We start from the raw sequence: 21,729 nt of genomic DNA, 5'->3' as shown, positions 1-21,729 counted from the left end.
AATGAGGTGACGCCCGCCTCAAGCGATGCGCGTTGTCCTATTCGCTTGTCATAATGGAAGGGCAAAATTGCGGCAAGTGTTAACAGAAGCTTATGCGTTAACGCATGCTTATGCTGCAATGCGGCGATAGCCCGCGGTAACCGCTCCAGCCGCGATCAGCAGGGTTCCACCGGTCCGATTGACGGCTTTCTGCACCGAACGGCGGCGGATGAAGCCGCGTGCCTTGTCCGCGACCAAGGCGTAAGTCAGCGCATTCAGGATTGCCAGAACCAGGAATGTCGCTTCGAAAATCACCATCTGCGGCCAGAATGGGGCCGAGTGATCGACGAATTGTGGCATGAAGGCCATGAAGAAAACGATGCTCTTGGGATTGAGCGCCGTCACCGCAAAGGCATGGCCAAAGATCCGCAGAGACTTCTTTTCCGGCAGGTTGTCATTGTCCGCCAGCGGCCCGTCGCCCACCGGCGCCCGCCACAGGCGGATGCCGAGATAGATGAGATAGGCGCCGCCGATCCACTTCAGCACCGTGAAGGCGGTCGCCGACGTGGCGAGCAGGGCGCCCAGTCCAAGGATGGATGCCGTCATGGCGGTGAGGTCGCCGAGCGCAACCCCCGACACGGTTGCAAACGCCGTCTTGCGGCCATGGCCGAGCGCATAGGAAATGACCAGCAAGATCGTCGGGCCAGGAATAGCAAGCATCACCGCCGAAGCGGCGGCGAAAGCCAACCAATGTTCGATAGACATGATGATCACTCCTCCTGAAGCCAGCAAAGCCACCAAAACGGGTGCTCGTCAATTGTTCGCGTCGAATTTTTGGCCGATGCGGTCCATGACCTCCAGGAACCACGGCGTCGTCACGTCGAAGGCCTTTCCGCCCTTGATCCGCGGGAACTCGATGGTCCGCAGACGGCCGTTCTGGTCCTCATCATGGCCGGTTACACCCGAGACCTTGTTCAGGCCACTCTCGACCGCCAGGTCAACCATGCTCTGGATCAGTCGTAGGTCTTCGTGATTCGCTGGGGCCGACCGCGCATAATAACCCGATTTTTGCACCATCGAGCGGTCCGCGTCGAGCAGCTTGGCGAAATGTTTCTGGAACCAGCTTCCGACATTGATCGTGTCGATCTTCACATGGCCAAAGGCGTCGCGCTTGATGTCCTCGCCCGCGGCTTCGCGGTCTGCGACGATTTCCTCGAGGCAGGCGCCTTCCGAAACGAACAGCGTCACGAAGCCCGTGTCATCCATGATCTTCTTCAGGCGGTCCGCTTCGGCATCCAGGTCGAAATGCGCTTCTGGAATATAGAGGCCGTCGATGTTCTTCAGCTGCGCATTCATCATGAAGCCTTCGATATATTCGTTGTGCTTCGTGCGCTGCATATAGGTGCGTGCCGTAGCCGCCGTCAGCCAGCCGCAGTGCCGGCCCATGACTTCATGGATGACGAGCGTGCGCGGCGAGGCGCTCTGCTCGTTCGAGACGTGATCGAAGAAGCGCGCGCCAACCTCGGCCGCCGTCCAGGCGCCAAGCGACTGGCGGATCGGAACGACATCGTTGTCGACCGTCTTGGGCAGGCCGACGACCGTCAGTTCATAGCCATTGGCACCGAGATAGGCCGCGAGGTCGGCCGCCGTGGTGTTGGTGTCGTCGCCGCCGATGGTGTGGAGAATGGTGACGCCGTCTGCAGCCAGCCGTTCGGCTGCCACCTGCAGCGGGTTCTGACCTTCCTGGATCAGGCCGCGCTTCAGGCAGTCGGCGACATTGGTCAGCTTGACGCGGCTGTTGCCGATCGGGGAGCCGCCATAGCGATGCAGCACATGGGCTTTCTCGCGCATCTCCTTGGTGATTTCGATCTTGTAGTCCATCAGCAGGCCGCGATAGCCTGATTTGTAGGCGATGAGTTCCACCTCGGGAGCAATGTCGGTGTAACGCTCGATCAATCCGCCGACAGCCGACGAAAGGCAGGGTGCAAGCCCTCCGGCGGTCAACATTGCAACTTTCTGTTTGGCCATCATTCCTCCTTCAACGCCGGTCTAGCGCGATGTTCGAAAGCAATCCGGACGCATGGATGCGACAGGAACGGCGGCTCTGTAAAGTGAATAAATCAAGAAATTCGGGCCTTTCGCCCCATCCACACAGTCAATGCGACGGCCAGCGCGAATATAATCGTTTCAATGCCGATGTGCTCGCCCAGAAGTAGTGCCGAGAAGGCAAGGGTGACGAAGGTCTGGAACAGTTGCACCTGCGCGACGCGCGAAATTCCGCCGATCGACAGGCCTGCATTCCAGAACACGAATCCGATGAACATGGAAAACGAGCCTTGATAGGCAAGCGCGCCGATGGCGTCGTAGCCGGGAGAATGAATGCCCGAGGACGCGGTGAGAACCGTGCCGACCAGCGTGATCGGCAGCATGACAACGAGGATCCAGGCCATGACTTCCCATCCGGAGAGCTGCTTGGCCAGCCGGGCCGAGATGACATAGCCCAATCCCGTCACGATCGCGGCGGCCAGCAGCCACAGGTCGCCGACAGCAAGATGAAAGGCGCTTTGCCTGAGCGAGAAGCCGATGACGATTGCCGCTCCGGCCACGCCACAGAGCCAGAACAACGGGCTCGGTCGCTCTCCGGTCATGACGACGGAGAAGAAGGATGTCACCAGCGGCAGGATGGCCAGGACGATGCCGCCATGGCTGGCAGGCAGGGTCTGCATGGCGATTGACGTGAAAATCGGAAAGCCGAGTACGAGGCAGAAGCCCGCGCCGAGCATGGTGAGGAAGCTGCCTTTGGGCCAGCGCTTGCCGAGAAGAATAAGCACGGTTCCGGCAATGCAGGCTGCCATGACAGCGCGGCCGAAGGTGATGAACAGCGGCGAAAAGCCTGTCAGCGCAAGGCGGGTCATCGGCAGGGTCAGGCCGAAGATGGTGACGCCGATCAGGCCGAGGCTATAGCCGAGGATGAGGGACTGGCGAGGCGTTCTGTCGGAGGCGGTCATGATCAATCCTGGTTCTTCTGCCGCCTCTGGCATGAATACCCCTGATCATCCAATCAAATTAACTGTTGCAACGGTCTCTTAACCGCAATCGCTGCCCGTGCAATTATGGACGAAGTTTAATCCAGTTGCGGCATCGTCGCTTCTTGCATTTCAACGATTATATGTCCAAGCTCGCACCATGATATTCGATTTTGCCTGTGAACAATTAGCATCGCTCTGGGACAGGTTGCTTGGCGCAGTCAGCGACACGGCAGGCAGCGTGCTGTCCGGCCTGGTCGAGGCCGTGCGCACGGTGTTCGAAGGCGATCCGGAAACGCGCCGCAAGGTGTCCTTCTCCGTCGCGATCATCGCGCTGTCCGCCAAGATGGCCAAGGCTGACGGTGTGGTGACCAATGCCGAGGTCGATGCCTTCCGCACGATCTTCGATTTTCCGCCTGAGGAAGCCAAGAATGTCGCGCGCCTCTACAATCTCGCCCGGCAGGACGTGGCGGGTTATGAGGCCTATGCGGAAAAGATCGCGCGCATGTGCTCGTCCGGCGAGCGAGACTGCCCCGTTCTGCAGGACGTGATCGACGGTCTGTTCCACATCGCCAAGGCCGATGGCATGCTGCACACCAAGGAGCTCGATTTCCTGGCGCGCATCGCCGAGATCTTCGGCATCGACGAGGAGCGATTCGAACGCATCGCCAACCGGCATCTGCGCCCCGATGGCGATCCCTATGGCATTCTTGGCGTCTCGCCGGCCGATGACTTTGCAACGATCCGCAAGCGGTACCGCGCGCTCGCTGCCGAACATCACCCTGATCGCCTGCATGCCCGGGGAGTGCCTGCCGAGTTTCATGCGGTGGCGCATCATCGCATGGCGGCCCTGAACGCCGCCTACACGGCGATCGAGAAAGAACGCCGCGCAGCATGAGCCTGTTCAAGGCCGATTACAGCGGAGCGAGCGTCTTGCCGTCTCCCAATCACGGCGCGCGTGCGGATGGCTGCGCGCCCGATATCATCCTGTTGCATTATACCGGAATGGCGACCGAGCTTGGCGCGCTGGCATGGCTTTGCAATCCCGAAAGCCAGGTCTCGTGCCACTACTTCGTCCATGAAGACGGGCGCGTGGTGCAGATGGTTCCGGAGGAGCGCCGGGCCTGGCATGCGGGCAAGAGCGTCTGGGCCGGGGAGACGGACATCAATTCCCGCTCGATCGGCATCGAGATTGCCAATGGCGGCCATCCCGCGGGGCTTCCGGATTTTCCCGATATCCAGATCCAGGCGGTCATCGAATTGTGTCTCGACTGCGGCAGGCGGCTCGGTATTGCCCCTGAAAGGGTGCTGGCGCATTCGGATGTCGCGCCGGTTCGCAAGGTCGATCCGGGTGAAAAGTTTCCCTGGGCCAAGCTGCATGCGGCGGGTGTGGGTCATCTGGTCGAGCCGCTGCCGGTGCAGGGTGGTCGCTTCTTCCAGCGGGGCGATGTGGGGCAGCCGGTCGAGGCCTTGCAGTCTATGTTGTCGCTCTATGGCTACGGCATTGAAGTGACTGGCGAATACGACGACCGGACGGAAGGCGTGGTGGCCGCCTTCCAGCGGCATTTCCGGACCGAAAGGGTTGACGGAATTGCCGATATGTCGACGATCGGCACGCTGCACCGGCTGCTTTCGTCCCTGCCGAAATTCAGCTGATCCACATTCGTTTCCGGCAGCCGATTCGCTGGCCGGATACGCTGCCGGATGTGAAAATGCTGCACCGCCACAGGAAATCCATATTGGGCCGCTTTAACCTCCCTGCTGAATGGCGGTCTGGAAGGCGTTGAGAAAATCTCCTGTCCTGCGACCGTCGATATCAACGATAAGGCCTGGCTGCGGTTCGTCGATGGCGACTGCCGCAAACGCCCATGTCGCTAATATGCGCGGGTTGCCAGGACTTTAGGTTCGGAGACTGAATTTCCACATGATGAGACTATCTGTTGCTGCTGCGGCATGCATTGCCGCCGTTGTGTCTTTTTGCGTCCCTGCGATGGCCAATGAGCGCGAGACAATCACGATCAAGCCCCTGTTTGCCTCCTTGAAAAGCGGCACGGAGAAAGCCTCGGATGCCGAGGTTCCCAAGGCTCCCTATGGAAAACTGATCTCCAAATATGCGCGGGCATATGGTGTGCCGGTATCGCTTGCCCATGCGGTGGTGCGGATCGAAAGCAATTTCAATCCGAAGGCGCGGGGCGCGGCAGGCGAAGTTGGGCTCATGCAGATCAAGCCGGCCACGGCGCGCGCCATGGGCTACGGCGGCTCCACCAAGGGCCTGTATGATCCTGAAACCAATATCCGCTTCGGCATGAAGTACCTGGCGGCCGCGCACCAGCTCGGCGGTGGCGAGACCTGCAGCACGATCCTGAAATACAATGCGGGTCATGGCGCCAAGCGCATGAACCCGATCTCCAAGCGCTATTGCGGCAAGGTGCTGGCGCTGATCAACTGACGCCCGTGTCACTTGAAAGGCGATCCGGTCTGCTGGGTCGCCTTTTGATGTTGCGTATGAAGCCTGCGACGGCTTGGCTCTGGTTTTGATTCCAACTCTCCGTATAAGCTCCGGTTTCAGAATCGAAATTTGTCAATTTTCTGGAGCCGTGGCGCATGGCGGGTCGTTTCAAATATATCGTTATCGGACGGGGCATGATGGGGGCAGCGGCCGCACGCTACCTTGCCCAAGGCAGCGACGGCGTTGCGCTCATCGGTCCCGACGAACCCGCCGATATCCCGCGTCATGGCGGGGTGTTTGCCAGCCATTACGACGAGGCGCGCATCACCCGGACGATCGATCCCAATCCGGTCTGGGCGCTTCTCGCGAACCGCGCGATCGCCCGCTATGACGAGATCGAGCGGGAGAGTGGCGTCAAGTTTTACCATGAGGCCGGGTGCCTGATGGTCGGTCCGCGGCAGGGCGGTTCCGATCCCTATGTCGGCAACATCCTGGAGGCCGCTGGGCGACTGTCCGTCAAGACCGAATTGTTAGACGCGGGACAGTTGTCGAACCGGTTTGACTATTTCGATTTCGGACACGGCTGCGAAGGCGTGTTTCAGGCCCGCGATGCCGGCTATGTCAACCCGCGTCGGCTGGTCGAGGCACAGTCGATCCTGGCGAAGAAGGCCGGTGCGACGCTGATTGCGGAGACGGTCGTTTCCGTACGGGAAGAGGGGAGTGGCGTTGTGGTGGAGACCGATGTCGGCGGGCGCTACGAGGCCGACAAGGTGCTGGTTGCCGCCGGTGGCTTTTCGATTGCCGAAGGCCTTATGCCGCGTCAGATCGATCTCAAGGTCTTTGCCCGCACCGTGGCTTTCTTCGAAATTCCAGAGCATGAGCTCGGCCGTTACGCCGGCATGCCGTCGCTCATCCATCAGCCTGATAATCCCACCGACCACATCTATCTGCTGCCGCCGGTGCGTTACCCCGACGGCAAGACCTATCTGAAGATCGGCGGCGATCCCGATGATCTGCAATTGACCAACGAGCCTGACATCCGGGCCTGGTTTCGAAGCGGTGGCCGCGAAAGCACGCGCAAGCATTTGAAGCGGATCATCGATCAACTGATCCCGAGCCTTGCAAACACCGAGCCGAGCATGTCGGCCTGCGTGACGAGCTTCACGCCGACGGGCTATCCGGCCATCGGTTTTGCGCCCGGCAGCAGCCGTATCGCGACCGTCACGGGTGGCTGCGGCGCGGCGGCCAAGAGTTCCGATGAAATCGGGCGCCTGGGCGCGGAAGTGCTTCTGGCAGGGCGAATCAACGATCCGGACTATGGCGTTGATTTCCAACCGATATTCCACTGAGTTCGGGTCCTCCGATATTTTGATGGCTTTCACCCGCCGTCTCGGCTATTGAGCCCCTGCCAGTCGGCCGGGCAGCCGCGCTTCATCAATGCCGAAAGGCGATGGGGTGAGGAAAGTCCGGGCTCCACGGAAACACGGTGCCGGATAACGTCCGGCGAGGGCGACCTCAGGGAAAGTGCCACAGAGAGAAGACCGCCCCGCCTTCTGTCCTGCTCACCGAGAGCGGGAGAGGCGGCGGGGTAAGGGTGAAAGGGTGGGGTAAGAGCCCACCGCGGACCTGGCAACAGGACCGGCATGGTAAACCCCACCGGGAGCAAGACCGAATAGGGATGATGCGGGCCGCGCGCAAGCGGGGCTACAGCCTGTTTCCGGGCCAGTCATCCGGGTGGGTTGCGAGAGGCAGTGCGCAAGCGCTGTCCCAGAGGAATGGCTGCCACGTTCCGGGAAACCGGGGCCATACAGAACCCGGCTTACAGGCCGACTGGCGTTTTCACCCAAAGCTTGAAGCGGATCAGGAAGCGATTCCGCCATATTTTTTCAATCCATTGAAAAACTTAAGAAAAATCATTCCGGTTGTGCCCTGGCGGGGAGCGCAACAGGCCCGTTTCCGGCTGTCTTTTCAATGGCATCCTAACGTTTCGTTAAGCTTAACCGGTTAGAAAGGATTGAGGGTCGGCGACCTCCCGAGGGGGTCCCGTCCCATTGACGCCCATGCTGTCCCATGGTATCCCAAATGCGTATTGTCGGAGAGCCGATGAAGGCTCCAAATTTCGAGATTGGACGGTGTTCAGCCCCTGTTGCTGATCGCCCGGCAATGTCGGCCGCAATGCACGTGTATTCGGGTTTCCGGGGGTGCCTCACGCATCCCTTTCCAGGAGGAGCGGCGGTAAGGCGTCATGAACCGCTTCCTGTCCAACGCAACGAACAGGATCGATTCCAAGGGCCGGGTCTCCGTCCCAGCGCCCTTCCGTGCGGTCTTGGCGCAGCGCGATATCCAGGAGCTCTATTGCATCCAGGATTTCGTGTTTCCGGCCATTACGGTGGGTGGCCCCGATCTTCTGGAGCGCTACGAGCGCCAGATCGGGCAGGAGGATCCGTTTTCGCCCCTGGCGAACGAGATGTCGCTGCTGGTTCACGGTGGCGGGGTCTTCATGAAGCTCGATGCCGAAGGGCGTCTGATGGTCACGGATTTCATCCGCGACTTCACGGGCATCACATCGGAAGTCGCCTTTGTCGGGCGGTCCGATCATTTTCAGCTTTGGCAGCCGCAGGCGTTCCACGAGGCGCAGGCGGCGGCAAGAGAGGAGCGCCGGCTGCGGGGCCTGCGTTCCAATTGAGACGGGGAAACGGAATGGCGGCGAATCCTGGCGGAGGTTCTACTGATGCCGGTGGCGGACCGGTTCGTCACATTCCGGTCCTCCTCTCAGAGGTTGTCGAGGCATTGGCGGTGGAGCCTGGCAAGATCGTGCTGGACGGCACGTTCGGCGCTGGCGGCTACAGCTCTGCCATCCTCGACCGAGGTGCCAGCGTGATCGCGCTGGACCGGGACCCCAATGCGATCGCCGGCGGGCAGTCGCTGGTTGCCAATTATGGTGGCCGGCTTTCCCTTCATCACACCGAATTTTCCAGGCTTGCCGACTTCGCGCCGGAGGACGGCCTTGATGGCGTCGTGCTCGATATCGGCGTGTCCTCGATGCAGATCGACGAGGCCGAACGCGGCTTTTCATTCCAGCGCAACGGACCGCTCGACATGCGCATGTCGGGTGCGGGCGTATCTGCGGCCGATGTCGTCAACCGGTTGAAGGTTTCCGACCTCATCCGCATCTTCGGCTTCCTGGGCGAAGAGAAGCATGCGGGCCGTATTGCGCGCGCCATTGAGAAGCGCCGGGCAACCGAGCCATTTGCGACCACCCGCGATCTCGCGAACCTGATCGAGACGGTCAATCCGCGCAAGGCAAAGGACAAGATCCATCCCGCCACGCGCGTCTTCCAGGCTTTGCGCATCTTCGTGAATGACGAGCTCGGCCAGCTAGCTGCCAGCCTGTTTGCGGCAGAGCAGGCGCTGAAGCCGGGAGGGCGGCTTGTCGTCGTGACCTTCCATTCCCTTGAAGATCGCATCGTCAAGAAGTTCTTTTCCGAGCGCTCCGGCAAGGCCTCCGGTTCGCGACATCTGCCGATGGTGGTCGAAAAGGCCGCGACCTTTCTGCCCGTCGGCAAGGGCATGGTGGCCGCGACTGAGGCGGAAGCCGAGGCCAATCCGCGCGCCCGCTCGGCCAAGCTGAGGGTCGGGATGCGCACCGAAGCCCCGGCCGAAAAGCCCGATTTTTCCATTTTCGATTTGCCTGACCTAGCCAGTCTCGACCGTATCGGAGGAGACCATGTTTAGAACCTTCGACGCCATCATGGTTGGGGCCATGGTGGCCGCCGCCACGGTGACCTATCAGATCAAGCACCATGCCGAGGAAAAGCTGGAAGAGGTGCGCCGGCTCGAGGCGGAAATCCGCTTGGAGAAGGACACCATCGACCTGCTGAAGGCCGACTGGGCGCTCTTGTCCCAGCCGAACCGGCTGGAGCGGCTCATTGCCGTCTACAGCAACGAGTTGAAGCTGGAGCCGACCCAGCCGACGCAACTGGCTCGTTCGACGGAATTGCCGATGCCGCGTGCGCAATTGCCGCCTGACGACATCGCCAAAGCCATATCGCAATTCGCGCCGACGTCGGAGGGGGAGCCCGACACGGATGATATAGAGACAGGATCGGTGGACCGCTGATGTCATTTCTCTCCCGTTTGATGCTTCTGAAGAGCCAGGCCCACTTTTCCGCCAACGGCAATCGTGGCGGCTTTGCCTCGGGCACGACGTTTGAAGGCACCGGCAAGCGCAAGGCGGGCCTGGCCCGCAAACGCGTCGGCCTGATGATTGCGGGCTTCGCGGTCGCCTATTCAGTGATCGGCGGTCGTCTGGTTCAATACGGTTTCGCGCAGCCGGAAACGACATCCAGCATCCTGCCGGCAGACCGGCTGATGGCATCGCGTCCGGACATCCTCGATCGTAACGGCGAGGTGCTGGCGACCGATATCCGCACCGTGTCGCTGTTTGCCGAGCCGCATCGCGTCGTCGATCCGGATGAGGCGGTGGAAAAGCTCGCGACCGTTCTAACTGATCTCGACATCAAGGGCACCTACAAGAAGCTCTCCTCCAAGTCTCATTTCCAGTGGCTGCGCCGGCAGTTGACGCCGAAGCAGCAGAGCCAGATCCTGGCGCTCGGCATTCCCGGCATAGGTTTCCGGCCGGAGAAGCGGCGCTTCTATCCCGGCGGTTCGACCGCCTCGCATATCGTCGGCTATGTCAATATCGACAACCACGGCATGTCGGGCATGGAGAAATACATCGACAACCAGGGTCTTGCAGACCTCTTGGCTGTCGGCATGACCAGCGACGCACCGCTGGAACCGGTCAAGCTTTCGATCGATCTGCGCGTTCAGAATATTGTCCGGGACGTGCTGGCGGATGCCGTCGTCAAGTTCCAGGCTCTGGGTGCCGGTGCGGTCGTGATCAATGCCCATACCGGCGAAATCCTCGGCATGTCGTCCTTGCCGGATTTCGATCCCAACAATCCGGCTGAGGGTAGCAAGGAAGGTTGGCTGAACCGGATGTCGAACGGCACGTTCGAGATGGGCTCGACCTTCAAGTCCTTCTCGCTCGCCATGGGTCTCGATGCCGGCAAGATCACGTTGCGCGATTCCGTCGATGCGCGTTATCCGATCCGGATCGGCGGCTTCACCATCAAAGACTTTCACGGCAAGAACCGTGTCCTGTCGGTGCCGGAAGTCTTCCAGTACTCCTCCAACATCGGTACGGCGAAGATTGCCGACATGGTTGGCACCGAGGGACATAAGGAGTTCCTGACGCGGCTGGGCCTGCTGACGAAGATGAAGACGGAACTGCCCGAGGTGGCCATGCCGAGCCAGCCCCGGGAATGGAAGAAGATCAACTCGATCACCATTTCCTTCGGTCACGGCGTCTCGACCACGCCGCTGCAGACTGCCGTCGCCGGGGTCGCGCTGGTCAATGGCGGCAAGCTGATCCAGCCGACATTCCTGCCGAGAACCCGCGAAGAGGCCGATCTCGTGGCCCAGCAGGTCATGCAGCCCTCCACCAGCAAGGACATGCGCTTCCTGTTCGCTTGGAACGGGGTCAAGGGCTCCGGCCGCAACGCGCGTGTCGAAGGCTTTGATGTCGGCGGAAAGACGGGAACCGCCGACAAGGTCGTGAACGGCCGCTATGTCGGCGACAAGAACTTTAACGCCTTCCTCGCGGCCTTTCCGATCAGCGATCCGCAATATGTGGTGCTGACCTTCATCGACGAGCCGAAAACGGACAAAGGCAATGGTGCTGCGCTGGCCGGCACGTCTGCAGCGCCCATGGCGGGCGATATTATCCGCAGAACCGCCGCAATTCTTGGTGTAGAACCCAGCTTCGGGGACGACGGGTCGGGATTGCTCGTTTCCTATTGAGTAGGATTATGTCGCGCGATTCGCTGGAAATCGCGCGTCAGGAATGGAAAAGTGGCGGACATGAAACTGCGTGACCTGGCTTTCGACGGGGATGCCGATCTGGGCGATCGGCTTGACGGCCCGGACGGTTCAATTGAGATATCCGGGGTCTTGGCCGACAGCCGGAAGATTGTGCCGGGCGATGTTTTCGTCGCTTTGGCCGGCTCCAAGGCCGATGGCGCGCGGTTCGTCGAGGATGCCGTGGCCAAGGGGGCGGCCGCCGTCGTGTCCGCGCATGTCGTCGAAGCCGCTGTGCCGGTGTTTGTTGTCGGCAATCCCAGGCGCTTCCTGGCGCTAGCCGCCGCCAAGCTCGCAGGCGCGCAGCCGGAGACGATGGTGGCGGTGACCGGCACGGCCGGCAAGACATCGGTTGTTTCCTTCACCCGCCAGATCTGGGCGGCTGCCGGCCTGGCCGCGGCGCAGGTAGGCACGACCGGCGTTGTTTCGCCGACGCGCAACGACTACGGCTCGCTGACGACGCCGGACCCGGTCGCGCTGCATCGCATGCTGGCAGAGCTTGCCGCCGAAGGCGTGACCCACGCTGCTATGGAGGCTTCGAGCCACGGTCTGGACCAGTGCCGCCTGGATGGCGTCAGGCTCGCTGCTGCGGCCTTCACCAATCTTGGCCGTGATCACATGGATTATCATCCCACCGTTGAAGACTATATGGCGGCCAAGATGCGGCTGTTCGACACGCTGCTGCCCAAGGGCGCGCCGGCGATCATCTTTGCGGATGACGCCTGGTCTGATCAGGCGATCCGCGTCGCAACCGAGGCTGGCCATGACGTCCGCACCGTCGGTCGCAAAGGGAATTTCCTGACCGTAAAGCGGATCGAGCATTTTCGCCACAAGCAGACCGTCGAGGTGCATGTCGGTGGTCAGATTTTCGAGGTGCATATCCCGTTGGCGGGGGATTTCCAGGTGGCGAATGCGCTTGTTGCCGCCGGGCTTGCCATCTCGACCGGCGTTCCGGCCGAGATGGCATTGAAGGCGCTGGAAAAACTGAAGGGTGCGGCCGGGCGTCTGGAACTGGTCGGTAACACGGCCTCGGGCGCGCTCGCCTATGTCGACTACGCGCACAAGCCGGATGCACTGGAAAACGTTTTGAATTCGGTTCGCCCGTTCACGACGGGCCGCGTCATCGTCGTCTTCGGCTGCGGCGGCGACCGGGATCGCGGCAAGCGGCCGATCATGGGCGAGATCGCCTGCCGGCTGGCCGATGTGGTGATCGTGACCGACGACAATCCGCGCTCGGAGGTGCCGCAAACCATTCGCTCCGAGATCATGGCGGCGGCCAGTTGCGCGACGGAGATCGGCGACCGGGCCGCGGCCATCCGGCATGCCGTCGGTCTGCTGGGCACGGGCGATACTTTGATCGTCGCCGGCAAGGGGCATGAGGAGGGGCAGACCGTTGGCGATGTCACGCTGCCCTTCTCGGACCATGCCGAAATACGCAAGGCATTGGAGGAGCTTCGGACTTGACCTTTCTCTGGACCACGAAGGACATGATCGCAGCCATGGCGGGGCGCCCCTATGGCAGCCTTCCGGATGGCATTACCGGCATTTCCATCGATAGCCGTTCAATCTCTCCCGGCGATGTCTTCTTCGCCATCAAGGGAGACCGTGTCGACGGCCATGATTTTGCGAGCCTTGCCGTTGCGAACGGCGCTTCGCTGCTGGTCGTGAGCGAGGCCAAGCTTCCGGCGCTTGGGCGCCTGACCGTGCCGATGATCGTGGTCGATGACGTGCTGGTCGGCCTGCAGCGGCTGGGCATTGCGGCTCGCGATCGGTCACGCGCGCGCATCATCGGCGTCACCGGCTCGGTCGGCAAGACCACGACCAAGGAAATGCTGCGCAAGGTGCTGGAGCCCTCCGGCAAGGTGCATGCGGCGGTCGCCTCCTTCAATAACCACTGGGGCGTGCCGCTAACGCTCGCGCGCATGCCGGCCGATACGGATTTCGGCGTGTTCGAGATCGGGATGAACCATCCCGGTGAGATATCGCCGCTCACCCGGATGGTGCGGCCGCACGTCGCGATCATCACCACCATCGCCGCGGCTCATCTCGGCAATTTCCGCAATCTCAAGGAGATCGCGGCTGCCAAGGCGGAAATCTTCGAAGGCGTGGAGCCGGGTGGCTACGCACTCCTCAACCGCGACAACGGGCAGTATGACTTCCTGCAAAAGGCGGCGCATGCCATCGGCATCGACCACGTCATGAGCTTCGGCCACCATTCCAAGGCTGATTTCCGGCTGCTGGAGTTTCATGGCGGGCCGGAACGCTCGGCAATGTCGGTCGATCTGGCGGGTGTCGCCCGCGAAGTCGAAATTGGGGCTCCGGGCAAGCATATCGCGGAAAACGCGCTCGCCGTGCTGGCCGCCGTTCGGCTGTGCAGCGCCGACCTTGATCAGGCGATCGAGGTGTTGACCCGGCTGACGCCCGTCAAGGGACGGGGCGCTCGCCACCGGCTTGACCTGGGCGACGGCGCTTTCACGCTGATCGATGAAAGCTACAATGCCAATCCGGCCTCCATGCGGGCCGCCCTTGCGGTGCTCGCGTCCTCCCATCCCGAGGGGGCAGGGCGGCGGATTGCCGTCCTTGGCGACATGCTGGAAATGGGCGAATTCTCCGAGAAGGTGCATGCCGAGCTGTCGAGCCCGATCCTGGCAGCTGGCATCGAGCATGTCTGGCTCGCCGGCGCCGAAATGGCCGCGCTGAAGGCATCTCTGCCGGAAAACGTCCAGGTGGAGTATCGCGAGCGCACCGAGGATCTGGCTCAATTCGTCGTGGATGCGGTGCGTCCGGACGATGTCGTCATGGTCAAATCATCCCTCGGCATCGGTTTCGGCAAGATCGTCGCAGCCCTGCTTGACAAGTATCCGGCATTCCACGACACGGGGCGCCAAATTTAATCCGGGCTTCTTCGAAAGGGCTCCAATGCTGATCTGGCTTGTCGAACTGGCGGACAACCTGCAATTCTTCAATCTCTTCCGGTACATCACCTTCCGTACCGGAGCGGCGATGTTCACCGGGGCGCTGATTGTCTTCCTGTTCGGGCCGCGGATGATCTCCTCCCTCAGGGTGCGCCAGGGCAAGGGGCAGCCAATCCGCGCCGATGGTCCGCAGACGCATTTCAAGAAGGCTGGCACTCCCACGATGGGCGGCCTGATGATCCTTGCCGGCATCGTCGGTTCGTCGCTCTTGTGGGCCGATCTCTCCAACATCTATGTGGTGGCGACGCTGCTGGTGACGCTCTCCTTCGGCGCAATCGGCTTCTATGACGACTATCTCAAGGTCACCAAGCAGACCGACAAGGGCTTTTCCGGCAAGGCGCGCCTGGCCATCGAGTTTGTCGTTGCCGGTATCGCTGTCTATTTCATGATGAATTCCGCGCTCAACGCCAGCGCTTCCGGCTCGCATCTCGGCTCCTCGATCGCCTTTCCCTTCGTGAAGGATTTCCTTGTCGATCTCGGCATCTTCTTCGTGCTGTTCGGCGGCTTCGTGATCGTGGCGGCCGGCAATGCCGTCAACCTCACCGACGGTCTCGACGGTCTTGCCATCGTGCCGGTCATGATTGCTGCGGCCGCCTTCGGGCTGATCGCCTATCTGGCCGGCAATGCCATGTTCGCCAACTACCTGCAGATCAACTTCGTGCCGGGAACGGGCGAGCTTGCGGTGATCCTCGGTGCCGTGATCGGTGCCGGTCTCGGGTTCCTCTGGTTCAACGCACCGCCCGCCGCAATCTTCATGGGCGATACCGGATCTCTGGCGCTCGGCGGCCTGATCGGCTCGGTGGCCGTTGCCACCAAGCACGAGATCGTCATGGTCATCATCGGTGGCCTGTTCGTCGCCGAGACGTTGTCGGTCATCATCCAGGTCGGCTATTTCAAGATGACCGGCAAGCGGGTCTTCCTGATGGCGCCGATCCACCATCACTTCGAAAAGCTGGGCTGGACCGAAAGCCAGGTGGTTATCCGCTTCTGGATCATCGCCGTGGGCCTGGCCATGCTCGGCCTGTCCACGCTCAAGCTGCGGTGAGGCGGCCATGATCCCGGTCACCACCTTCAAGGGTCGCAGGTTGGCGTTGTTCGGCCTCGGCGGCTCCGGCCTTGCGACGGCGCAGGCGCTGGTTGCCGGCGGCGCCGATGTGGTTGCCTGCGACGACAATCCCGACAGCGTCGCCAAGGCTGCGGCCCAGGGCATCGGAACCGCCGACCTTCGTAGTGTCGACTGGAACGGCTTCGCCGCCTTCGTGCTCTCGCCCGGCGTGCCGCTCACCCACCCCAAGCCGCATTGGACGGTGGGGCTGGCCAAAGCGGCCGGGGTCGAGATCATCGGCGATGTCGAACTCTTCGTGCGGGAGCGCCGGGCGCATGCGCCGGACTGCCCGTTCATTGCCATTACCGGCACAAACGGCAAGTCCACCACGACGGCCTTGATCGCGCACATCCTTTCTGCCGCGGGCCGCGACACGCAACTGGGCGGCAATATCGGCCGCGCCGTGCTGACGCTCGATCCGCCGAAGCCCGGACGGTTCTTCGTGGTCGAATGCTCGTCCTACCAGATCGACCTGGCGCCGACGATCGATCCATCCGCCGGCATCCTGCTCAACCTCACGCCGGATCATCTCGACCGTCACGGCACGATGCAGCATTATGCCGATGTCAAGGAACGGCTCGTGGCGGGTAGCGCCACTGCCGTCGTCGGTGTCGATGACAGCTATTGCGAGCGCATTGCCGACCGCATCGAGCGTTCGGGCACAAAAGTAGTCCGCATTTCGAAGCGCCAGCCGCTGGCCGATGGCTTCTATGCCGAGCGGCAACGGATCATGGAGGCGCATGGTGGAACGGCCACCTTGCTTTGCGATCTGGATGGCATCCAGACGTTGCGCGGCAGCCACAATGCGCAGAATGCCGCTGCGGCGATTGCCGCCTGCCTGGCCGTTGGCGTCTCCGCTGACGAGGTGAGGGCGGGGCTCAAATCCTTTGCCGGTCTCAAGCATCGCATGCAGCCGGTCGGACGGCGCCGCAATGTCGTCTTCGTCAACGACAGCAAGGCGACCAATGCCGATGCCGCCGCGCCGGCGCTTTCCAGCTATGACCGCATCTACTGGATCGCCGGTGGCCTGCCCAAGGAGGGTGGCATCACCACGCTTGCGCCGCTCTTCCCGCGCATTGCCAAGGCCTATCTGATCGGCGAGGCGGCCTCCGCCTTCGCGGCCACGCTTGGTGACGCCGTGCCTTTCGAGATTTCCGGCACGCTTGAGCGGGCGCTGGTCCATGCGGCTGCCGATGCGGCCGAAGATGGGCGCGACGTGGCCGTGATGCTCTCCCCGGCTTGCGCAAGCTTCGACCAGTACAAGAACTTCGAAGTGCGCGGTGAGGCCTTTGTCGGCCATGTCGCGGCACTCGATGGAGTAACCATGCTGGTGGAAGCGCCACAAGGAGGGACGTGAGATGGTAAGTCGCGCGGAACGCGGGCCGGTCGCAGACTGGTTCTGGACAATCGACCGGTTGTTTCTAATCCTGTTCGTGCTGCTGATGGGCATCGGGCTGATGCTGTCCTTTGCGGCGTCGCCCGCCGTTGCCGAGCGCCTGAACCTCGACAGCTTCCACTTCGTCAAGCGTCACGCCATGTTCATCGTGCCGTCACTTGCGGTGATGATCGGCCTATCCTTCCTCAGCCCGCGACAGATCCGGCGCACGGCGCTGGTGCTGTTGATCGTCTCGCTGGGCCTGATGGTGCTGGCGCTGTTCTTCGGTGCGGAGATCAAGGGCGCGCGCCGCTGGATCAACATTTTCGGCAACTCGATCCAGCCCTCCGAATTCATGAAGCCGGCCTTCGTGGTCGTCTGCGCCTGGCTGTTCGCCGAACATGCTCGCCAGCCCGATATCCCGGGCAACCTGTTTGCCATGATGCTGTTCGGCATCGTGGCGGTCCTGCTGATTGCGCAGCCGGACCTTGGCCAGACCATCCTGACCTCGGTCGTTTGGGGCGGCATGTTCTTCATGGCCGGCATGCCCTGGCTCTGGATCACGGTGCTAGGCGCGCTGGGGGCGGTGGGCTTCACGGCTGCCTATTACAGTCTTCCGCACGTTACGGCGCGTGTCGATCGCTTTCTCACCGGGGAAGGCGATACGTTTCAGGTCGATACGGCGCGCGAGGCGATCATTCGCGGTGACTGGCTGGGGCAGGGGCCTGGCGAAGGCATCGTCAAGCGGATCATTCCCGACAGCCATACCGACTTCATCTTCTCCGTCGCCGCCGAGGAATTCGGCATCTTGTTCTGCATGGCGCTTGTCGCGCTCTTTGCAGTCCTGGTGGTGCGCGGCCTCTCCCATGCCTATAGCGAGCGGGACGATTTCAACCGCTTCGCCGTGGCGGGCCTCGTGCTGCAGATCGGTGCACAGTCGATGATCAATATCGGCGTCAATCTGGAACTGCTCCCCGCCAAGGGCATGACCCTGCCGCTGATTTCCTCGGGCGGTTCCTCGATGATCGCCATCTGCGTGACCGCCGGCTTCATTCTGGCGCTGACGCGACGCCGGCCGGAAAAGCGGGCGCAGGAGCGCATCCTGTTCCGCGGCTCGCATGGCGTGCCGGCGGAGTAGAGCAGTGACTGTGGTTTACCCCTCTCTGCCTTGCCAGGCATCTACCCCACATGGGGGGAGATCGACTCGGGGCGGCGTATCGCATTCACGAAACCAAGCATTGACTGCGGCGGCTCCAACTGATCTCCCTCCTTGTGGGGGAGATGCCCGGCAGGGCAGAGGGGGGTATGCCCCAGGTGTAAAATCATGACCAAAGGTATCATCCTTCTTGCTGCCGGCGGAACCGGCGGGCATCTGTTTCCTGCCGAGGCGCTGGCGCATACGCTGGCGGATCGCGGTTATGATGTTCACCTTGTCACAGACAGTCGTGCGGAGCGCTTTGCCGGCAAGTTCCCGGCCGGGGCGATCCATACCGTTCCGTCGGCCACCTTTGCCTCCAAGAACCCGATTGCCGTCTTGAAAACGGCGTGGACGCTGTGGCGCGGCGTGAGACTTGCCACGAAGCTGGTCCGCCAGCTCAGGCCAAAGGCTGTCGTGGGCTTTGGTGGTTATCCGACCGTGCCACCGCTTCTTGCCGCGACCCGGCTCGGCGTACCAAGCCTGGTGCATGAGCAGAACGCTGTCATGGGGCGCGCCAACAAGGCGCTTGCCGCACGCGTGCGCGCCATCGCCGGTGGCTTTCTGCCGGCGGCCGGCGCCTATGCCGGCAAGACCGTGGTAACAGGCAATCCCGTGCGACCGGCGGTCATAGAGGCATCTGCCGTTCCCTATGTCGCGTCTCACGGTGATGCGCCGTTCAATCTTGTCGTGTTCGGCGGGAGCCAAGGCGCGCAGTTCTTTTCGGCAGCTCTACCTGCTGCCATCCGCCTGATGGATGCCGATCTGCGACAGCGCCTTGTCCTGACCCACCAGGCCCGGCCTGAGGATCGCGAGCAGGTGGTTGCCGCCTATCGCGAGCTTGGCGTGCAGGCCGAGGTGTCGCCCTTCTTCTCCGACATGGCCGCGCGTATCGCCAAGGCGCAGTTCGTCATTTGCCGCTCGGGCGCCTCGACGGTGTCGGAACTGTCGGTCATCGGCCGGCCGTCCATCCTGGTGCCCTATCCTTACGCCTTGGACCATGACCAGGCCGCCAATGCCGCCGCCTTGCAAAAGGCGGGTGGTGCGACGGTCATTCCGCAGGCCGAACTGTCGCCGGAGCGCGTCGCATCCCTGCTGAGCGAGGCCATGCGCCAGCCGGAAAAACTGTCTGCCATGGCGGCCGCAGCCAGGCTTTCCGGCAAGCCGGATGCCGCGCGCTTGCTTGCCGACCTCGTTGAGGCTATTGCCGCAGGCAAGACGCTGACGGACATCAAGGGAGCCAACGCATGAAAATGCCGCAAACCATCGGGCTGGTCCACTTTATCGGGATCGGTGGCATCGGCATGAGTGGCATTGCCGAGGTACTGCACAATCTTGGCCACAGGGTGCAGGGCTCCGACCAGTCCGATGGCGCCAATGTGCAGCGGCTGCGTGCCAAGGGTATCGAGGTGTTCGTGGGGCACCGCGCCGAGAACCTAGGCGATGCCGAAGTCGTGGTCGTCTCGACCGCGATCAAGAAGGACAATCCGGAACTGAAGGCCGCACGGGAGCGCTTGCTGCCGGTGGTGCGTCGCGCCGAGATGCTGGCCGAACTGATGCGCTTCCGCAATGCCATCGCGATCGGCGGCACCCATGGCAAGACGACGACCACCTCGATGGTCGCGACCCTGCTGGAGGCTGGCGGTCTCGATCCGACCGTCATCAACGGCGGCATCATCAATGCCTATGGCACCAATGCCCGCATGGGCGAGGGCGAGTGGATGGTGGTCGAGGCCGACGAATCCGACGGCACCTTTCTGAAACTGCCCGCCGATGTCGCCATCGTCACCAATATCGATCCCGAGCATCTGGACCATTACGGAAATTTCGACGCGGTTCGGGCGGCCTTCCGCCAGTTCGTGGAAAACGTGCCGTTCTACGGCTTCGGCGTCATGTGCATCGATCATCCAGAGGTCCAGGCGCTGGTCAGCCGGATCGAGGATCGCAAGGTCATCACCTATGGCGAGAACCCGCAGGCGGATGTGCGCTTCATGAATGTGCGCCATGAGGGCACCCGCTCGCTGTTCGACGTGGTTATCCGCCGTCGGCGCACCGGCCGCGTGTTCGAGTTCAAGGACCTGGCCCTGCCGATGCCGGGTCGCCACAACATCTCCAATGCGACTGCCGCCATTGCGGTTGCCAACCGGCTCGGGATTTCCGAGGAGGCGATCAAGAAGGGGTTGTCGGCCTTTGGCGGCGTCAAGCGGCGCTTCACCCTGACCGGCACCTGGAATGGTGTCAGCGTCTTCGACGACTACGGTCATCATCCCGTTGAGATCAAGGCCGTGCTGAAAGCGGCCCGAGAGGCCTGCCAGGGTCGAATCATTGCCGTCCATCAGCCGCATCGCTTCACGCGGCTCTCCAGCCTGTTTGATGACTTCGCGAACTGCTTCAACGAGGCCGACAGCATTCTCCTGGCCCCGGTCTATGCAGCCGGCGAGGACCCGATCGAGGGCATCACGTCGGAAGCGCTGGTCGAACGGATCCGTTCCGGCGGCCATCGCGATGCGCGCTTCCTCTCTTCGCCGGCCGAACTTGCGCCAATTGTCGCAGACATTGCAAAGCCTGGTGACTTCGTAGTTCTATTGGGCGCGGGTAGTATCACGCAGTGGGCGGCGGCGCTGCCCGGGGAATTGGAAAGCCTTTCGGGAAAGACGGCATGAAACAGGTGGATGGGGAAAAGCTGCTGGCCTCGCTGGGAAGCGGGGTCAAGGATATCAGGGGGCGGCTGACGCCTGACGCGCCGATGGACCGGGTGACCTGGTTCCAGGCGGGTGGGCTGGCCGAACTGATGTTCCAGCCCCATGACCGGGACGATCTCGTGGCCTTCCTCAAGATCCTGCCGGAAGAGGTGCCGCTGACGGTGGTTGGCGTCGGCTCCAACCTTCTGGTGCGCGATGGTGGCATTCCCGGCGTTGTTCTGCGGCTGTCGGCCAAGGGCTTTGGCCAGGTGGAACTGGCCGGCGAAAACCGCATTCGTGCCGGCGCCATCTGCCCGGACAAATACATTGCCGCCATGGCAATGGACAACAATATCGGCGGCTTCCATTTCTACTATGGCATTCCCGGTTCGATCGGTGGCGCGCTTCGCATGAATGCCGGCGCGAACGGCGGCGACACGTCCCAGCGCGTCGTCGAGGTGGAGGCGGTCGATCGCAAGGGCAATATCCTGACGCTGTCGAATGCCGATATGGGCTACAGCTATCGCCACAGCGAGGCAGCGTCGGACCTGATCTTTACCAGCGCCGTGTTCGAAGGCTATCCGGGCGACCGGGCGCAGATCCGCGCCGACATGGATGCAGTGCGCCACCACCGTGAAACCGTGCAGCCGGTCAAGGAAAAGACCGGCGGTTCGACGTTCAAGAACCCAGAGGGTCATTCCGCCTGGAAACTGATCGACGAGGCGGGCTGCCGCGGTCTTATGATTGGCGGCGCCCAGATGTCGTCGCTTCACTGCAATTTCATGATCAATGTCGGCCACGCCACCGGATATGACCTGGAATATCTCGGCGAAACGGTGCGTCAGCGGGTTTTCGAAACCGCCGGCATCAAGCTGGAATGGGAGATCAAGCGACTCGGGCTGTTCATGCCGGGTCGTGAGGTAAAGCCTTTCATGGGCGTTACCACGGCATAACAAAATCTTTGGTTATGCCGCCTGCAATGGCGACGAATTGTTAAGTCGAGGCCCCTACGATCCCGCCAT

The 21,729-nt window shown here is 62.1% G+C and carries 19 protein-coding genes and 1 other RNA gene; 17 read left to right on the top strand and 3 right to left on the bottom strand.

Going from position 1 to position 21,729, the window contains the following annotated elements:
• Positions 1-108: 108 nt before the first annotated feature.
• The 3 genes from B9A97_RS05220 to B9A97_RS05210 form a co-directional block, all read right to left on the bottom strand.
• Positions 109-744 (bottom strand): LysE family translocator, encoded by a 636-nt coding sequence (locus B9A97_RS05220; protein ID WP_084364157.1) that lies wholly within the window; start codon positions 742-744, stop codon positions 109-111.
• A 48-nt stretch (positions 745-792) separates the two neighbouring features.
• Positions 793-2,007 (bottom strand): pyrophosphate--fructose-6-phosphate 1-phosphotransferase, encoded by a 1,215-nt coding sequence (locus B9A97_RS05215; protein WP_084364156.1) that lies wholly within the window; start codon positions 2,005-2,007, stop codon positions 793-795.
• 92 nt (positions 2,008-2,099) lie between these two features.
• The gene (locus tag B9A97_RS05210; protein ID WP_084364155.1) at positions 2,100-2,987 is read right to left on the bottom strand and encodes a DMT family transporter; all 888 of its coding nucleotides are present in this window, start codon (positions 2,985-2,987) and stop codon (positions 2,100-2,102) included.
• Between the two features lie 178 nt (positions 2,988-3,165).
• On the opposite strand from B9A97_RS05210, the gene B9A97_RS05205 reads away from it, so the two are divergent.
• From B9A97_RS05205 to murB, 17 genes are all read left to right on the top strand, one after another.
• The gene (locus tag B9A97_RS05205; RefSeq protein WP_084363969.1) at positions 3,166-3,903 is read left to right on the top strand and encodes a J domain-containing protein; all 738 of its coding nucleotides are present in this window, start codon (positions 3,166-3,168) and stop codon (positions 3,901-3,903) included.
• Positions 3,900-4,661 (top strand): N-acetylmuramoyl-L-alanine amidase, encoded by a 762-nt coding sequence (locus tag B9A97_RS05200; RefSeq protein ID WP_084363968.1) that lies wholly within the window; start codon positions 3,900-3,902, stop codon positions 4,659-4,661. The genes B9A97_RS05205 and B9A97_RS05200 overlap by 4 nt, the downstream gene beginning before the upstream one ends.
• A gap of 268 nt (positions 4,662-4,929) precedes the next feature.
• Positions 4,930-5,454, top strand: a complete 525-nt coding sequence (locus B9A97_RS05195) for a lytic transglycosylase domain-containing protein (RefSeq protein WP_084363967.1) — start codon at positions 4,930-4,932, stop codon at positions 5,452-5,454.
• Positions 5,455-5,609: 155 nt separating this feature from the next.
• The gene (locus tag B9A97_RS05190) at positions 5,610-6,803 is read left to right on the top strand and encodes an FAD-dependent oxidoreductase (protein WP_084363966.1); all 1,194 of its coding nucleotides are present in this window, start codon (positions 5,610-5,612) and stop codon (positions 6,801-6,803) included.
• Between the two features lie 59 nt (positions 6,804-6,862).
• Positions 6,863-7,292: RNase P RNA component class A (gene rnpB, locus B9A97_RS05185), an RNA gene on the top strand.
• A 407-nt stretch (positions 7,293-7,699) separates the two neighbouring features.
• Positions 7,700-8,140, top strand: a complete 441-nt coding sequence (gene mraZ / locus B9A97_RS05180; RefSeq protein WP_084363965.1) for a division/cell wall cluster transcriptional repressor MraZ — start codon at positions 7,700-7,702, stop codon at positions 8,138-8,140.
• A 14-nt stretch (positions 8,141-8,154) separates the two neighbouring features.
• Positions 8,155-9,189: a 16S rRNA (cytosine(1402)-N(4))-methyltransferase RsmH gene (gene rsmH / locus B9A97_RS05175; RefSeq protein WP_084363964.1), complete on the top strand. Its 1,035-nt coding sequence runs from the start codon at positions 8,155-8,157 to the stop codon at positions 9,187-9,189.
• Entirely contained in the window at positions 9,182-9,574 is a 393-nt protein-coding gene (locus B9A97_RS05170; RefSeq protein WP_084363963.1) for a cell division protein FtsL, read from the top strand. Before rsmH ends, B9A97_RS05170 begins: the two co-directional genes overlap by 8 nt.
• Entirely contained in the window at positions 9,574-11,319 is a 1,746-nt protein-coding gene (locus B9A97_RS05165; RefSeq protein ID WP_084363962.1) for a peptidoglycan D,D-transpeptidase FtsI family protein, read from the top strand. The genes B9A97_RS05170 and B9A97_RS05165 overlap by 1 nt, the downstream gene beginning before the upstream one ends.
• 60 nt (positions 11,320-11,379) lie before the next feature.
• Positions 11,380-12,840 carry a UDP-N-acetylmuramoyl-L-alanyl-D-glutamate--2,6-diaminopimelate ligase gene (locus B9A97_RS05160; protein WP_084363961.1) on the top strand — a complete coding sequence of 487 codons (1,461 nt, stop codon included), beginning with the start codon at positions 11,380-11,382 and terminating at the stop codon, positions 12,838-12,840.
• Positions 12,837-14,270, top strand: a complete 1,434-nt coding sequence (locus B9A97_RS05155) for a UDP-N-acetylmuramoylalanyl-D-glutamyl-2,6-diaminopimelate--D-alanyl-D-alanine ligase (RefSeq protein WP_084363960.1) — start codon at positions 12,837-12,839, stop codon at positions 14,268-14,270. Before B9A97_RS05160 ends, B9A97_RS05155 begins: the two co-directional genes overlap by 4 nt.
• Positions 14,271-14,295: 25 nt before the next feature.
• Positions 14,296-15,396, top strand: coding sequence for a phospho-N-acetylmuramoyl-pentapeptide-transferase (mraY, locus tag B9A97_RS05150; RefSeq protein WP_084363959.1), 1,101 nt, complete (start codon positions 14,296-14,298; stop codon positions 15,394-15,396).
• A 7-nt stretch (positions 15,397-15,403) separates the two neighbouring features.
• The gene (gene murD / locus B9A97_RS05145) at positions 15,404-16,813 is read left to right on the top strand and encodes a UDP-N-acetylmuramoyl-L-alanine--D-glutamate ligase (protein ID WP_084363958.1); all 1,410 of its coding nucleotides are present in this window, start codon (positions 15,404-15,406) and stop codon (positions 16,811-16,813) included.
• Between the two features lies 1 nt (position 16,814).
• Positions 16,815-17,969, top strand: coding sequence for a putative lipid II flippase FtsW (gene ftsW / locus B9A97_RS05140; RefSeq protein ID WP_084363957.1), 1,155 nt, complete (start codon positions 16,815-16,817; stop codon positions 17,967-17,969).
• Positions 17,970-18,155: 186 nt separating this feature from the next.
• Positions 18,156-19,277: an undecaprenyldiphospho-muramoylpentapeptide beta-N-acetylglucosaminyltransferase gene (gene murG / locus B9A97_RS05135; protein WP_084363956.1), complete on the top strand. Its 1,122-nt coding sequence runs from the start codon at positions 18,156-18,158 to the stop codon at positions 19,275-19,277.
• A complete protein-coding gene (gene murC, locus B9A97_RS05130; RefSeq protein ID WP_084363955.1) occupies positions 19,274-20,689 on the top strand; it encodes a UDP-N-acetylmuramate--L-alanine ligase in 1,416 nt (471 codons plus the stop codon). The genes murG and murC overlap by 4 nt, the downstream gene beginning before the upstream one ends.
• Positions 20,686-21,660 carry a UDP-N-acetylmuramate dehydrogenase gene (gene murB, locus B9A97_RS05125; protein ID WP_084363954.1) on the top strand — a complete coding sequence of 325 codons (975 nt, stop codon included), beginning with the start codon at positions 20,686-20,688 and terminating at the stop codon, positions 21,658-21,660. The genes murC and murB overlap by 4 nt, the downstream gene beginning before the upstream one ends.
• Positions 21,661-21,729: the final 69 nt, after the last annotated feature.

The sequence above is a fragment of the Rhizobium sp. RU36D genome (assembly GCF_900176345.1).
GTDB lineage: Bacteria > Pseudomonadota > Alphaproteobacteria > Rhizobiales > Rhizobiaceae > Allorhizobium.
The sequence above is the reverse complement of the archived record's forward strand: the minus strand, read 5'-3'. Positions and strand labels throughout refer to the sequence as shown.

Bases quoted from the DNA above. Each gene is read 5' to 3' on its own strand.
- B9A97_RS05210 (WP_084364155.1), bottom strand. From the start codon at position 2,987: ATGACCGCCTCCGACAGAACGCCTCGCCAGTCCCTCATCCTCGGCTAT.
- B9A97_RS05215 (WP_084364156.1), bottom strand. From the start codon at position 2,007: ATGGCCAAACAGAAAGTTGCAATGTTGACCGCCGGAGGGCTTGCACCC.
- B9A97_RS05205 (WP_084363969.1), top strand. From the start codon at position 3,166: ATGATATTCGATTTTGCCTGTGAACAATTAGCATCGCTCTGGGACAGG.
- B9A97_RS05165 (WP_084363962.1), top strand. From the start codon at position 9,574: ATGTCATTTCTCTCCCGTTTGATGCTTCTGAAGAGCCAGGCCCACTTT.
- B9A97_RS05200 (WP_084363968.1), top strand. From the start codon at position 3,900: ATGAGCCTGTTCAAGGCCGATTACAGCGGAGCGAGCGTCTTGCCGTCT.
- ftsW (WP_084363957.1), top strand. From the start codon at position 16,815: ATGGTAAGTCGCGCGGAACGCGGGCCGGTCGCAGACTGGTTCTGGACA.
- murD (WP_084363958.1), top strand. From the start codon at position 15,404: ATGATCCCGGTCACCACCTTCAAGGGTCGCAGGTTGGCGTTGTTCGGC.
- murC (WP_084363955.1), top strand. From the start codon at position 19,274: ATGAAAATGCCGCAAACCATCGGGCTGGTCCACTTTATCGGGATCGGT.
- B9A97_RS05160 (WP_084363961.1), top strand. From the start codon at position 11,380: ATGAAACTGCGTGACCTGGCTTTCGACGGGGATGCCGATCTGGGCGAT.
- rsmH (WP_084363964.1), top strand. From the start codon at position 8,155: ATGGCGGCGAATCCTGGCGGAGGTTCTACTGATGCCGGTGGCGGACCG.
- mraY (WP_084363959.1), top strand. From the start codon at position 14,296: ATGCTGATCTGGCTTGTCGAACTGGCGGACAACCTGCAATTCTTCAAT.
- B9A97_RS05195 (WP_084363967.1), top strand. From the start codon at position 4,930: ATGATGAGACTATCTGTTGCTGCTGCGGCATGCATTGCCGCCGTTGTG.
- murG (WP_084363956.1), top strand. From the start codon at position 18,156: ATGACCAAAGGTATCATCCTTCTTGCTGCCGGCGGAACCGGCGGGCAT.
- mraZ (WP_084363965.1), top strand. From the start codon at position 7,700: ATGAACCGCTTCCTGTCCAACGCAACGAACAGGATCGATTCCAAGGGC.
- B9A97_RS05220 (WP_084364157.1), bottom strand. From the start codon at position 744: ATGTCTATCGAACATTGGTTGGCTTTCGCCGCCGCTTCGGCGGTGATG.
- B9A97_RS05170 (WP_084363963.1), top strand. From the start codon at position 9,182: ATGTTTAGAACCTTCGACGCCATCATGGTTGGGGCCATGGTGGCCGCC.
- murB (WP_084363954.1), top strand. From the start codon at position 20,686: ATGAAACAGGTGGATGGGGAAAAGCTGCTGGCCTCGCTGGGAAGCGGG.
- B9A97_RS05190 (WP_084363966.1), top strand. From the start codon at position 5,610: ATGGCGGGTCGTTTCAAATATATCGTTATCGGACGGGGCATGATGGGG.